The following is a 12,844-nucleotide window of genomic DNA, read 5'->3' as shown; positions in this document are numbered from 1 at the left end:
GTAGGAAGAAAACTACTTCGTTTTCCTCCTACTCGATTAAAGGAAAAATGAGCTTTTATAACAAACTAAATACCAGCATATTAAGAACACTCATTTTTTCATCTGAAAAAGAAAAGGTCATTTTCATATATGCCAATAAAAGATTACAAACGATTTACTGGAAATCATCTAATACCTCTTTCAGCTCTCCTACCGTAAGCTCTCCTACCTGTCTCCATAATTCATGTCCCTTATGCAATAAAAGAAAGGCGGGCACTGTTTCTACATTATGCGCATCGGCTATTGTTCTATTTTCTTCAGCATTCACTCTTATCAATTCTACAGTTCTCTTTTCGTAAGTCCGAAGCACAGGACCTATCCACTCATAATGAGGTGACCAGTCGGCATAAAATACTACCAACACCAAATGGTTGGTCTTAACTGCTGTTTCTAATTGTTTCTCTATATTCATATCTCTACGTTTTTATATTAATGATAGTGCTAAAACAATGAATACAGAAAAAGGTTCTTCAGCATATCCGGTGAGCAATATGATAGATAAATAGGGGTTTTCACTTTCATATCGTCAAAAGGAAAAGGATATATTTCTTGTTTTTATAGCTGATTTCACCGATTATCAAGGCTAAATATTTTTCATATATTATGGAAGAATATGCAAAACAATTCATCCAAATAACAGTTTATTAATATATAAACAGGTATAATTTCAAATTATAACTAAATGTGGCCGTATATAAAGCGATTATAAGTTTGAAGAAAATAAATAGATATTAGATATACTTTTTAGTAAAATATAAAGCAAAAAGTCATATCTTTGCATCGTAATAAAACAAAAGGTTACAACAATCAACAAATATAAATCAAAATGACAACAAAGATTAAGTTCACAAAAATGCATGGAGCGGGAAATGACTACATATATGTAGACACAAGCCAATATCCGATAGCCGACCCTGCAAAGAAGGCAATCGAATGGAGCAAGTTTCATACAGGAATCGGAAGTGATGGACTTATATTGATTGGTGTCTCTGATAAAGCGGATTTCAGCATGCGCATTTTCAATGCGGACGGTTCGGAAGCTATGATGTGCGGTAACGGAAGCCGTTGTGTAGGCAAATATGTATATGAATACGGCTTGACTGACAAAACAGAAATTACGCTGGATACACAATCAGGAATAAAAATCCTGAAACTGCATGTAGAGGGAAAAACAGTTAGTGCAGTCACCGTAGACATGGGTAGCCCGTTGGAAACAGAAGAGATTCAGTGGGGAGGAAAGTATCCTTTCCGGTCGACCAAAGTATCAATGGGTAATCCGCATCTCGTCACATTTGTTGAGGACATCACCCAGATTAATTTACCGGAAATCGGTCCTGAACTGGAGAATCATCCTCTTTTTCCCGACAGAACCAATGTGGAGTTTGCACAGATTGTCAGCAAAGACACCATACGGATGAGGGTGTGGGAAAGAGGATCGGGAATCACTCAAGCTTGCGGGACAGGTGCTTGTGCCACAGCAGTAGCCGCCTTCATCAACGGACTTACAGGAAGAAAAAGCGATGTAATCATGGATGGAGGGACAGTCACCATTGAATGGGATGAAATCTCCGGGCATATATTAATGACCGGACCGGCAACCAAAGTTTTCGATGGGGAGATTGAGGATAAGTATTAAAAAAGTATTAAGTATCAGGTATTGAGTATTAGATTTTGCAGAACTTAAAACAATAACAAGATGGCATTAGTAAACGAACATTTTTTGAAGTTACCGGGAAGCTATTTATTCTCGGACATAGCGAAAAAGGTAAATACCTTCAAGATAACACATCCTAAACAGGATATTATCCGGTTGGGTATCGGTGATGTCACCCAACCGCTTCCGAAAGCGTGTATCGAAGCCATGCACAAAGCGGTAGAAGAGCTGGCCAGCAAGGATACATTCCGCGGATATGGTCCTGAACAGGGATATGATTTTCTGATTGAAGCAATTATAAAAAATGACTTTATTCCACGTGGGATTCATTTCTCGGCATCCGAGATATTTGTCAGTGACGGTGCCAAAAGCGATACCGGAAATATAGGCGATATTCTTCGCCATGACAATAGCGTAGGTGTTACAGATCCCATCTATCCGGTTTATATAGACAGCAATGTCATGTGCGGACGCGCCGGAGTGTTGGAAGAAGAGACGGGCAAATGGAGTAATGTTACTTATATGCCTTGCACAAGTGAGAACAACTTTATTCCGGAAATTCCAGACAAACGGATAGACATTGTTTATCTCTGCTATCCGAACAACCCGACAGGAACAACCTTAACCAAACCGGAACTGAAGAAATGGGTGGACTATGCCTTGGCAAACGATACATTGATTCTGTTCGATGCCGCTTATGAAGCATATATCCAAGACGAGAATGTCCCCCACTCTATCTATGAGATTAAGGGAGCTAAAAAGTGTGCGATCGAATTCCGTAGTTTTTCAAAAACGGCAGGATTTACCGGAGTACGCTGCGGATATACCGTGGTTCCGAAAGAACTCACCGCCGCCACTCTGGAAGGCGACCGCATACCGCTCAACAGATTGTGGAACCGCCGCCAGTGCACCAAGTTCAACGGTACTTCTTACATTACCCAACGGGCTGCAGAAGCCGTTTACAGTGCAGAAGGCAAAATACAGATTAAAGAAACAATCGACTATTATATGACCAACGCCCAAATTATGAAAGAGGGATTGGAAGCCGCAGGACTGAAAGTGTATGGAGGAGTCAACGCTCCCTACTTATGGGTGAAAACTCCGAACGGGCTTTCGTCATGGCGATTCTTCGAACAGATGTTGTATGAAGCCAATGTGGTCGGTACCCCCGGTGTAGGCTTCGGACCAAGCGGTGAAGGATATATCCGGCTAACTGCATTTGGTGAACGCAACGACTGTATCGAAGCGATGAGAAGAATAAAAAACTGGCTATAAGAATTTTGAATAACTTCTCCTAGTCTATTCATAACCAGTGGTTTTTCAATTTACTTGATAGTATTTCGCGCGCTACTATATATACATGGACCGTACATCCACATTTTTCTAACTATTAAAGGTAAAAAGACGATGAAAACGACGATTAACAAAAAAATGAGGGTAATAACAGTAGCATTATTACTGTCAGGGCTTGTCCCGTCTACAATGATGGCACAAGATAAGGTAGAAGCTTCCGTTGGAGCAGATCTGGTAAGTGGTTACATCTGGCGCGGCCAGGATTTAGGCGGAGTGAGCGTTCAACCCTCACTGGAAATCTCTTACAAAGGTTTCTCACTCGGAGCATGGGGATCGGTAGGATTCGAATCGACGGACACAAAAGAGTTCGATTTAACTCTTGGTTATTCGATAGGCGGTTTTAGCGTTTCAGTGACGGATTATTGGTTTAATACCCAAGTAGAAACTGGCATAGACGATGATGGAGAAACGATCTTTGCAACTAACAAGTATTTTAAATACGGAGCTCATTCAACGGCTCATGTATTTGAAGCACAAGTCGGATATGACTTCGGACCACTGGCAGTCAACTGGTATACAAATTTTGCAGGTGCCGACGGCGTGAAAGAAAATGGCAAAAGGGCTTATTCTTCTTACCTCGCACTTAGCGCACCATTCAAATTGGGAGGTCTCGACTGGACAGTAGATTTAGGTATGGTTCCTTGGGAGACAACTTTCTACAATGGCTATACAAGTGGTTTCTGCATATCAGATGTAAGTCTCGGAGCTTCCAAGGATATCAAAATCACAGATTCCTTCTCCGTTCCGGCATTTGCCAAGGTATCTGTCAATCCACGGACAGAAGGAGCCTACTTCGCATTCGGATTAAGTTTTTAAGAGAGAGAATTTAGAATATCAAAGAGCGTATAGGGATCGGGTAGTTAGAGTTTAGATTTTATCGGTTTGTTGTATGGTAACCTACTATGGCTGCCACACCCTATACCTCTTTCTTTTACAGGTCAACACTAATATTTAAGGTATATGAAAAAGATTGAAGCTATTATCCGTAAAACCAAATTCGAGGACGTGAAAACAGCTCTCCTCGAAGCGGACATCGAATGGTTCTCTTACTACGATGTAAGAGGCATCGGGAAAGCCCGGGAAGCCCGTATCTATCGCGGTGTCATGTACGACACAAGTTCTATCGAACGTATCCTGATCTCTATTATAGTACGCGACAAGAATGCAGAAAAGACCGTACAAGCTATTTTAAAATCCGCACACACGGGAGAAATTGGAGACGGACGTATTTTCGTTATTCCTATTGAAGATGCCATCCGCATCCGTACCGGCGAGAGAGGAGATATCGCACTCTACAACGCAGAACAAGAAAGATAATTCTTTCTCCCCAACAGCTATCCGTATAACTAATAATGTAAAATCATCATGAGTAGACATATTATATATGCCATTTCCAAAATTGGAATCATGGCAGCCATCATTATGGCCTGTTTATTTACTCCCAGTGCTTATGCACAAGACACTGCAAAGTTATCAGAAGAAATAACAATAGTAGAAGAAACTCCTGTTCTCAACAGCGGCAACACAGCCTGGCTTATCGTAGCTACCATTCTCGTTTTATTAATGAGTATTCCCGGTATCGCATTGTTCTACGGCGGATTGGTACGCCAGAAAAATATATTGAGTATCATCATGCAGACATTACTCATTGTCGGCGTAGTCAGTATATTATGGGTCGCTTTCGGATATAGTTGGGCATTCGGTACCAGTTTTATGGAATCAGGCAATCCGTTGGGAGCCATTATAGGAGGATTCGACAAAGCATTCCTCCACGGAATCACCATCAATACGTTAACTACCGGGGATATTCCCGAACTGACATTCGTCATGTTCCAATGTATGTTTGCCATCATCACACCTGCACTTATCCTGGGAGCATTTGCCGAAAGAATCAAATTCTCCGGATACATGGTATTTATTATCCTCTGGGTAATATTGGCTTACTTCCCGATGGCACATTGGGTATGGGGAGGCGGATTCCTTCAGCAAATGGGAGCCATCGATTTTGCCGGTGGTACGGTAGTGCATATCAATGCCGGAATTTCAGCCCTCGTTATGGCCATCATGCTGGGGAAAAGAGAGGATTATCGGATCGGTCACCCGATTACTCCGCATAACATCACTTTCGTATTCATGGGAACGTCTTTCCTGTGGTTGGGATGGTTTGGATTCAATGCAGGAAGTGGCTTGGCCGCCGACGGACTTGCAGCCAACGCTTTCATGGTAACGCATATTGCCACAGCTGTTGCAGCAGTCACCTGGATGCTTATTGACTGGTTCTGCAATAAAAAACCGACAACGGTAGGCGCATGTACAGGTGCAGTGGCCGGATTGGTTGCCATAACCCCGGCAGCGGGTACGGTAGATTTATTGGGCGCTTTCTTTATCGGTCTGATTACTCCGGTTATCTGCTTTTTCATGGTAGCGGTAGTGAAGCCCAAATTCAAATACGACGACGCGCTCGACGCATTCGGGGTACACGGAATTGGTGGTATCGTAGGTTCTATCCTTACCGGAGTCTTTGCCACTCAATATATCACTGGTGAAGGCGGCGTAGAAGGAGCTCTTTATGGTGACTGGCATCAGTTGTGGGTGCAAATTGTCGCAACAGTAGTCTCTATCTTATTTAGTGCGGTCATCACTTTTGTTCTTTACAAAATTGTGGATTCACTCATCGGTATCCGCGTCGACAGACGGGTGGAAGAAGAGGGACTTGACATCTATGAACATGGAGAATCCGCATACAACAGTTAAAACAGAGAAACTCTAACATATTTAACAACAAATCAAATCAGGTATTATGTCAAAACTTAGATTCAGAGTAGTAGAGACAGCTTTCAAAAAGAAAGCTGTTGAGGTAGCAACCCCTGCCGAACGTCCTTCGGAATACTTCGGAAAATATGTATTCAACAAGGAAAAGATGTTCAAATACCTTCCCAGCAAAGTATACAATGCGTTGATTGACGCAATTGACAATGGTGCTCCGCTAGATCGCAGCATTGCCGATGAGGTAGCTGCCGGCATGAAGAAATGGGCCATCGAAATGGGTGTCACTCATTACACACACTGGTTTGCTCCGCTGACCGAAGGTACAGCTGAAAAACATGATGCTTTCGTCGAACATGACGGCAAAGGTGGTATGATGGAAGAATTTACAGGTAAACTGCTCGTACAACAGGAACCGGATGCTTCTTCTTTCCCGAATGGCGGTATCCGCAATACATTCGAAGCTCGCGGATACAGTGCATGGGACCCCTCGTCACCTGCTTTCATCGTGGATGATACACTTTGCATCCCGACTGTGTTTATCGCATATACCGGTGAGGCTCTCGACTATAAAGCTCCATTACTGAAAGCTTTGCGTGCCGTAGATAAAGCAGCCGTAGACGTATGTCATTATTTCAATCCGGAAGTTAAGAAAGTGGTTGCTTATCTAGGCTGGGAACAGGAATATTTCCTGGTGGACGAAGGTTTATATGCCGCACGTCCGGACTTATTGCTGACCGGTCGTACTTTGATGGGACATGACAGTGCCAAAAACCAACAGTTGGAGGATCACTACTTCGGTGCTATCCCCACCCGCGTAGCCGCTTTCATGAAGGACCTTGAAATTGAAGCGTTAAAATTAGGTATTCCTGTTAAGACTCGTCACAACGAGGTTGCCCCGAACCAGTTCGAATTGGCTCCTATCTTTGAAGAGTGTAACCTTGCTAATGACCATAACTTACTGATTATGTCATTAATGCGTAAGGTAAGCCGCCGTCATGGTTTCCGTGTACTGCTTCATGAAAAGCCATTCAAGGGTGTCAACGGATCGGGTAAACACAACAACTGGTCTTTGGGCACTGATACAGGTATCTTATTGATGGGACCGGGTAAGACTCCGGAAGACAATCTACGTTTTGTTACATTCGTTGTCAATACGTTGATGGCAGTTTATCATCATAACGGATTGCTGAAAGCTTCTATCTCCAGTGCTACCAACGCCCATCGTCTGGGAGCGAATGAGGCGCCTCCTGCAATTATCTCCTCTTTCCTTGGAAAACAGTTGTCGCAGGTATTAGATCATATCGAAAACAGTACGAAAGATGATTTAATCAGCCTTAGCGGTAAACAGGGAATGAAGTTGGATATTCCGCAGATTCCTGAATTACTGATCGATAATACAGACCGTAACCGTACTTCTCCATTTGCTTTCACAGGCAACCGCTTTGAGTTCCGTGCCGTAGGTTCCGAAGCAAACTGTGCTTCTGCCATGATTGCATTGAACTCGGCCGTAGCAAATCAATTGGTGAAGTTTAAAAAGGACGTGGATGCGTTGATTGAAAAGGGAGAACCCAAAGTTTCCGCCATTCTTGAAATCATCCGCGGATATATCAAAGAATGTAAAGCCATTCATTTCGACGGTAACGGTTACAGTGACGAATGGAAGAAAGAAGCTGCCCGTCGTGGACTAGATTGCGAAACCAGTGTTCCTGTTATCTTCGACAATTACCTGAAATCGGAAACAATTGCCATGTTCGAAGCTACCGGTGTAATGACCAAGAAAGAACTGGAAGCCCGTAACGAAGTGAAATGGGAAACTTATACGAAGAAGATTCAGATTGAGGCACGTGTATTGGGTGACTTGGCAATGAATCATATCATTCCGGTTGCCACTCAATACCAGACGGACTTAATTAATAATGTCTATAAGATGCAATCTCTTTTCCCGGCAGAAAAGGCAGCGAAATTGTCAGCTAAGAACCTGGAGCTTATTGAAGAGATTGCCGACCGTACAGCTTTCATCAAGGAGCATGTAGATGCAATGATTGAGGCTCGTAAGGTTGCAAACAAGATAAAAAGCGAACGGGAAAAAGCCATTGCCTACCACGACACGATTGTCCCGGCACTGGAAGAAATCCGTTATCACATCGACAAGTTGGAACTAATTGTTGACAATCAGATGTGGACGCTTCCAAAATACAGGGAACTGTTATTTGTGAGATAGAAAAAAATTATCTATTTCTTTTGTTGGTTGTTTTAAGTTTGCGGGGAGGAGTGCTGTGAAGCAATCCTCTTCTTTTTTTTATTCGATAATCTTTGCGTCTTCAATATCATCATCGTCATGCATAACCGGAGCCTTCGGGCGGCGACGGGCAAACTTGAACCAGTTTATCAATTCGGAAAGAGAATAAACCAAACTGCTGATACCAATAATTATAAATGCAGTATTACGCGCTCCTGTCGGATTGAACAAAGCGATAATACCCGCAATAAGAATCAGCGAAGGAATCAGATAAAAAGCTCCCGGAACGGGCATCCACCGACGAGCCATCGACAAAGAAGCAATCTGTTGCACTCCTCCCATAATCAGGATAAATCCCAATAAAAACATCAGGACGTCTGCAAAGAATTCAGGCATCACAATCAGCCAAAGTCCGAATAATAAGCTACCGATTCCTTCTATCGGAAAACGGGGAGCTGCTTCACCTTCCGGTCTTTTCCGGCCGAAATAGCCAAAAAGGCTGATAACACCGGGAATCAAGAAGGCAACACCTACCGTAATGACAATATAGCTGGCAGCCGCATTGGGCCAAATCACGAGTACCAATCCAATCACAAGTGCGAAGAGAATGCGAATAAGGGAATAATTCATTGTTTTCATAAATTCTATATTTTTTAACCGAGTCTGTTCCAATACTTTTGCGAATATAAGTGTTTCTACTGATATATAAAAATAACAAATAAACATTGTAATAAGTTCGTAATAATATCGTTATGACGATTACATCTCACATTGATATTTTTGCAGAAATTTTAAACAGTTCCTTTTTCACAATGAAACAAAGCGAAATAAAAAAGAAGTACCCTTATGTAGAGCGTGACATCAGTTGGATGTACTTCAACCAACGTATTCTGCTGGAAGCTGCCCGCTCCGAAGTGCCACTATTGGAACGGCTCACTTTTCTTGGGATTTATTCAAATAACCTGGATGAGTTCTTTCGTGTCCGTGTAGCTACTCTGAACCGGATTATTGAATATGCTGATAAAAACATACAGGCAGAACAAGAAACTGCCGCCTGCACTCTGAAACAAATAGGGAAGCTGCACAATCGTTACTACAAGCAGTTCGAGGAAACATTCGCTTCCATTATGGAGGAATTGAAGAAAGAGAATATCTACGTCATCAAAGATACGGAGATGACAGACGAACAGAAAGCATTCGTCACTTCTTTCTATCGCAACAAACTGAATGGTTCTACCAACCCGCTTTTCCTCAATGGAACCCGCCCGCTGGACGATCAGACAGATGAGGATATTTACCTTGCCATCCGTCTGCTACGCAAAGATGAAACGGGAAAGATAAAGGAGAAAGACTATGCAGTGATTGAACTGCCGACCGAAGACTTCGGCCGTTTTATTCAATTGCCTAATTCGGATGGAAAAACATATCTCATGTTTCTTGACGACGTGATCCGTTACTGTTTGCCGATGATTTTCGTCGGTATGAAGTATACAGATTATGAAGCGTACACTTTCAAATTCACGAAAGATGCTGAAATGGAGATCGACAGTGATTTACGGACAGGGGTACTCCAGAAGATTTCCAAAGGTGTGAAAAGCCGGAAAAAAGGGGAACCGATCCGTTTCGTCTATGATGAACAAATTCCTAAAGACTTGCTGAAAAAGTTGGCCGGTCGCCTGAACGTGGATAAGAATGACACGCGTGTAGCCGGAGGACGCTATCACAATTTCAAGGATTTGATGAAATTTCCGGTTTGCGGTCATCATGAACTGAAATATCCTGTTTGGGAACCTATTTTCAAGCCTGAACTGAATGGCATGGAAAGTCTGCTCACTTTGATTCGTCGGAAAGATCGTTCTTTACATTATCCTTATCATAGCTTCGAAACTTTTATCCGTGTGTTGCGCGAAGCCGCTATCAGTAAAGAAGTAAAAAGCATCAAGATGACGCTTTATCGCTTGGCTAAAGAGTCCAAAGTGATAAAAGCTTTAATCTGTGCAGCCAGAAACGGGAAAAAAGTCACAGTAGTTATCGAACTGTTGGCACGTTTTGATGAAGCGTCTAATATCAACTGGAGCAAGAAAATGCAGGATGCGGGGATTCATGTTATTTTCGGAGTAGAGGGTTTGAAAATCCATTCTAAATTGCTGCATATCGGTACTCGGCACGGTGATATCGCCTGCATCAGTACAGGAAATTTCCATGAAGGAAATGCACGTATGTATACTGACTATACCATTATGACTGCTCACCGTCCCATTGTCCGGGAAGTCAATGCCGTATTCGATTTTATCGAAAAGCCTTATACTCCTGTTGATTTCAAAGAATTGCTCGTTTCTCCCAATGATATGCGTAAACGATTCATTGCGCTTATCAACAAGGAGATAAAAAATAAGGAACAGGGAAAAGAGGCTTATATCCTTGCTAAAGTAAATCATATTACTGACCGTGCACTTGTTGAAAAGCTATACGAAGCCTCAACAGCGGGTGTTCAAGTGGAACTGGTAGTACGCGGTAACTGTTCTTTAGTGACAGGCGTTCCGGGTATCAGCGAGAATATACACATCAATGGTATTATCGACCGTTATCTCGAACATTCGCGCATTTTCATCTTCGCCAATGGTGGAGAAGAAAAATACTACATTGGTTCTGCCGACTGGATGCCTCGCAACCTGGATAATCGTATTGAGGTGGCGGCACCGGTCTATGATAAAGAAATTCAGGCAGATTTAAAACGAATTGTCTGCTACGGATTCCAGGATACGGCAAAAGGAAGAATTGTAGATGGTACAGGTGAGAACCGGGAAAAAGAACGGGAAGAAAACAGTGTCCCATTCCGCTCACAAGAAGAATTATATAACGAATACAAGAATACATTATGATAAGTATGAAAAAAGTTAATTATGCAGCAATAGATATAGGCTCTAATGCGGTACGACTGCTGATAAAATGTGTAAACGAGGAGAATGCGCCCGAATTAATGAGTAAGGTGCAGCTCATCCGTATTCCGTTACGGTTGGGAGAAGACGCCTTTACTGTGGGGGTTATCTCTGCAGAAAAAGAGAAAAAACTGATTCGGCTGATGAAAGCCTACAAACAATTAATGAAGATATATGATGTGGTAGACTATCGTGCGTGCGCCACCTCTGCCATGCGTGATGCACGTAATGGCAAGGATATCGTTCAACAGATCGTCAAAAAGACGGGTATCCGTGTAGAAATCATCGACGGGCAGGAAGAAGCGCATATTGTTTACGACAATCATATCGAACAGTTATTTGCTTCAGGGCAAAATTACCTATATGCAGATGTGGGAGGTGGTAGTACGGAAATCAATCTTATCAGCAACGGTGAACTGAAAAATTCCCGTTCATATAATATAGGTACGGTACGTATGCTTAGCGGCATGGTAAAGGAAGAAGAAAAGGAAGCTTTGCGCACTGATCTGATAGGGCTTGCCACAGAGTATGCCCCTATCAGTATCATCGGTTCGGGAGGAAATATTAATAAGTTATTTCGTTTAGCGGACAAGAAAGATAAAAAAGCGTCTCTCCTACCCATCGAATCACTGCAAGATATATATGAAACATTGAAAGCCCTCTCTACCGAACAACGTATTAAGCAATATAAGTTGAAACCGGACCGGGCCGATGTTATTGTTCCTGCTGCAGAAATATTTCTCGAGATAGCTACTCATGTAAAAGCTACCGGAATTATTGTACCTACCATCGGACTGTCCGACGGTATTATAGATAGCTTATACACGCAGAACATGAACAGGTCTGATTCTCCGCAATCTTGATGAATGAATATATAAAAAAACTCCTGATACCAGTATATCCAGACTTAGTATCGGGAGTTTTTTGTCTCATCTTGCTATAATGTATAGATTCATCTTTAAAAGAGTTAGGTATTCGGATTTTGTTCTTTATATTTGTGCAACTATATATTTGAAACAATATGGATATAAAACTTAGAATTGAGCAATCTTCGGATTATCATGAAACCGAAAACATTACACGGGAAGCATTCTGGAATCATTATTCTCCGGGATGTGACGAACATTACCTCCTTCATATCATGCGTAACCACCCTAAGTTTGTACCGGAACTCGATATTGTTGCAGAACATAATAACAAGATTGTCGGTAATGTTGTTTGCCTCAAATCATTTATCATGGCAGATGACGGTAACCAATATGAGGTTTTGAGCCTGGGCCCCATTTCTGTTCTCCCTGAATACCAACAACAGGGCATCGGAGGAAAAATGATTGCACTTACCAAAAAATTAGCTTCCGAAATGGGATTTCGTGCTATTTTACTTTGTGGTGACCCGGATTATTATCTCCGACAAGGATTCATTCCTGCCGAAACATTAGGGATTCGCACTGAAGATAATATGTATGCTACTGCTCTTCATGTTTATGAATTATATGATAATGCTTTAGCCAATGCAAAAGGCCGTTATATAGAAGATGAAATATATCAGATTGATAGATCTGCTGCTAATGAGTTCGACAAACAATTTCCTCCAAAAGAAATTGAGGTTGGCACTCCGTCACAAAAACGATTTGAGCAGCTGGTAGTAATGAGAAGAAAAGCGATTTAAGGTCATTCAACCTTAAACCGCTTGGTTTGTACATCACGGGAGTTCGATCCTACCATGACATCAAATTCTCCTGGTTCGTAGATATATTCCAAGCCGGAATTATAGAATTTCAGATCATTTTCCGTGATAACGAAGTTAATGTCACGACTTTCACCACTCTTCAGGAAAATACGTTCAAAGCC

The 12,844-nt window shown here is 42.2% G+C and carries 12 protein-coding genes; 9 read left to right on the top strand and 3 right to left on the bottom strand.

The window, feature by feature from the left end:
- Positions 1 to 154: 154 nt before the first annotated feature.
- Entirely contained in the window at positions 155 to 451 is a 297-nt protein-coding gene (locus tag DXB58_RS27175; protein ID WP_004300083.1) for a thioredoxin family protein, read from the bottom strand.
- A gap of 414 nt (positions 452 to 865) precedes the next feature.
- Between DXB58_RS27175 and dapF the strand changes: the two genes are divergently transcribed.
- The 6 genes from dapF to DXB58_RS27145 all read left to right on the top strand — a co-directional run bounded on the left by dapF (position 866) and on the right by DXB58_RS27145 (position 8,036).
- Positions 866 to 1,675 carry a diaminopimelate epimerase gene (gene dapF, locus DXB58_RS27170; RefSeq protein ID WP_122138857.1) on the top strand — a complete coding sequence of 270 codons (810 nt, stop codon included), beginning with the start codon at positions 866 to 868 and terminating at the stop codon, positions 1,673 to 1,675.
- Positions 1,676 to 1,735: 60 nt separating this feature from the next.
- Positions 1,736 to 2,968 carry an LL-diaminopimelate aminotransferase gene (locus DXB58_RS27165; RefSeq protein ID WP_032854219.1) on the top strand — a complete coding sequence of 411 codons (1,233 nt, stop codon included), beginning with the start codon at positions 1,736 to 1,738 and terminating at the stop codon, positions 2,966 to 2,968.
- A gap of 132 nt (positions 2,969 to 3,100) precedes the next feature.
- Positions 3,101 to 3,862: a hypothetical protein gene (locus DXB58_RS27160; RefSeq protein WP_122138856.1), complete on the top strand. Its 762-nt coding sequence runs from the start codon at positions 3,101 to 3,103 to the stop codon at positions 3,860 to 3,862.
- A 144-nt stretch (positions 3,863 to 4,006) separates the two neighbouring features.
- A complete protein-coding gene (locus DXB58_RS27155; protein ID WP_004300089.1) occupies positions 4,007 to 4,363 on the top strand; it encodes a P-II family nitrogen regulator in 357 nt (118 codons plus the stop codon).
- A 48-nt stretch (positions 4,364 to 4,411) separates the two neighbouring features.
- On the top strand, positions 4,412 to 5,800 hold the full coding sequence (locus tag DXB58_RS27150) for an ammonium transporter (protein WP_195645708.1): 1,389 nt from the start codon (positions 4,412 to 4,414) through the stop codon (positions 5,798 to 5,800).
- A gap of 46 nt (positions 5,801 to 5,846) precedes the next feature.
- Positions 5,847 to 8,036 (top strand): glutamine synthetase III, encoded by a 2,190-nt coding sequence (locus tag DXB58_RS27145; RefSeq protein WP_122138855.1) that lies wholly within the window; start codon positions 5,847 to 5,849, stop codon positions 8,034 to 8,036.
- Positions 8,037 to 8,114: 78 nt separating this feature from the next.
- On the opposite strand, the gene DXB58_RS27140 is transcribed toward DXB58_RS27145, so the two are convergent.
- The gene (locus tag DXB58_RS27140; protein ID WP_004303713.1) at positions 8,115 to 8,693 is read right to left on the bottom strand and encodes an HdeD family acid-resistance protein; all 579 of its coding nucleotides are present in this window, start codon (positions 8,691 to 8,693) and stop codon (positions 8,115 to 8,117) included.
- Between the two features lie 173 nt (positions 8,694 to 8,866).
- On the opposite strand from DXB58_RS27140, the gene DXB58_RS27135 reads away from it, so the two are divergent.
- From DXB58_RS27135 to DXB58_RS27125, 3 genes are all read left to right on the top strand, one after another.
- Positions 8,867 to 10,936 carry an RNA degradosome polyphosphate kinase gene (locus tag DXB58_RS27135; protein WP_122138858.1) on the top strand — a complete coding sequence of 690 codons (2,070 nt, stop codon included), beginning with the start codon at positions 8,867 to 8,869 and terminating at the stop codon, positions 10,934 to 10,936.
- Positions 10,933 to 11,856 (top strand): exopolyphosphatase, encoded by a 924-nt coding sequence (locus DXB58_RS27130; RefSeq protein ID WP_004300094.1) that lies wholly within the window; start codon positions 10,933 to 10,935, stop codon positions 11,854 to 11,856. The genes DXB58_RS27135 and DXB58_RS27130 overlap by 4 nt, the downstream gene beginning before the upstream one ends.
- 158 nt (positions 11,857 to 12,014) lie before the next feature.
- Positions 12,015 to 12,662, top strand: coding sequence for a GNAT family N-acetyltransferase (locus tag DXB58_RS27125; RefSeq protein ID WP_122138854.1), 648 nt, complete (start codon positions 12,015 to 12,017; stop codon positions 12,660 to 12,662).
- 2 nt (positions 12,663 to 12,664) lie between these two features.
- On the opposite strand, the gene DXB58_RS27120 is transcribed toward DXB58_RS27125, so the two are convergent.
- On the bottom strand, positions 12,665 to 12,844 hold a 180-nt coding region (locus tag DXB58_RS27120; RefSeq protein ID WP_147338753.1), incomplete at its 5' end, for a fibronectin type III-like domain-contianing protein.

The organism is Bacteroides sp. OM05-10AA, from assembly GCF_003439055.1.
Lineage (GTDB): Bacteria > Bacteroidota > Bacteroidia > Bacteroidales > Bacteroidaceae > Bacteroides > Bacteroides intestinigallinarum.
The sequence above is the reverse complement of the archived record's forward strand: the minus strand, read 5'-3'. Positions and strand labels throughout refer to the sequence as shown.

Bases quoted from the DNA above. Each gene is read 5' to 3' on its own strand.
- DXB58_RS27165 (WP_032854219.1), top strand. From the start codon at position 1,736: ATGGCATTAGTAAACGAACATTTTTTGAAGTTACCGGGAAGCTATTTA.
- DXB58_RS27145 (WP_122138855.1), top strand. From the start codon at position 5,847: ATGTCAAAACTTAGATTCAGAGTAGTAGAGACAGCTTTCAAAAAGAAA.
- dapF (WP_122138857.1), top strand. From the start codon at position 866: ATGACAACAAAGATTAAGTTCACAAAAATGCATGGAGCGGGAAATGAC.
- DXB58_RS27175 (WP_004300083.1), bottom strand. From the start codon at position 451: ATGAATATAGAGAAACAATTAGAAACAGCAGTTAAGACCAACCATTTG.
- DXB58_RS27135 (WP_122138858.1), top strand. From the start codon at position 8,867: ATGAAACAAAGCGAAATAAAAAAGAAGTACCCTTATGTAGAGCGTGAC.
- DXB58_RS27150 (WP_195645708.1), top strand. From the start codon at position 4,412: ATGAGTAGACATATTATATATGCCATTTCCAAAATTGGAATCATGGCA.
- DXB58_RS27160 (WP_122138856.1), top strand. From the start codon at position 3,101: ATGAAAACGACGATTAACAAAAAAATGAGGGTAATAACAGTAGCATTA.
- DXB58_RS27140 (WP_004303713.1), bottom strand. From the start codon at position 8,693: ATGAAAACAATGAATTATTCCCTTATTCGCATTCTCTTCGCACTTGTG.
- DXB58_RS27155 (WP_004300089.1), top strand. From the start codon at position 4,007: ATGAAAAAGATTGAAGCTATTATCCGTAAAACCAAATTCGAGGACGTG.
- DXB58_RS27130 (WP_004300094.1), top strand. From the start codon at position 10,933: ATGATAAGTATGAAAAAAGTTAATTATGCAGCAATAGATATAGGCTCT.
- DXB58_RS27125 (WP_122138854.1), top strand. From the start codon at position 12,015: ATGGATATAAAACTTAGAATTGAGCAATCTTCGGATTATCATGAAACC.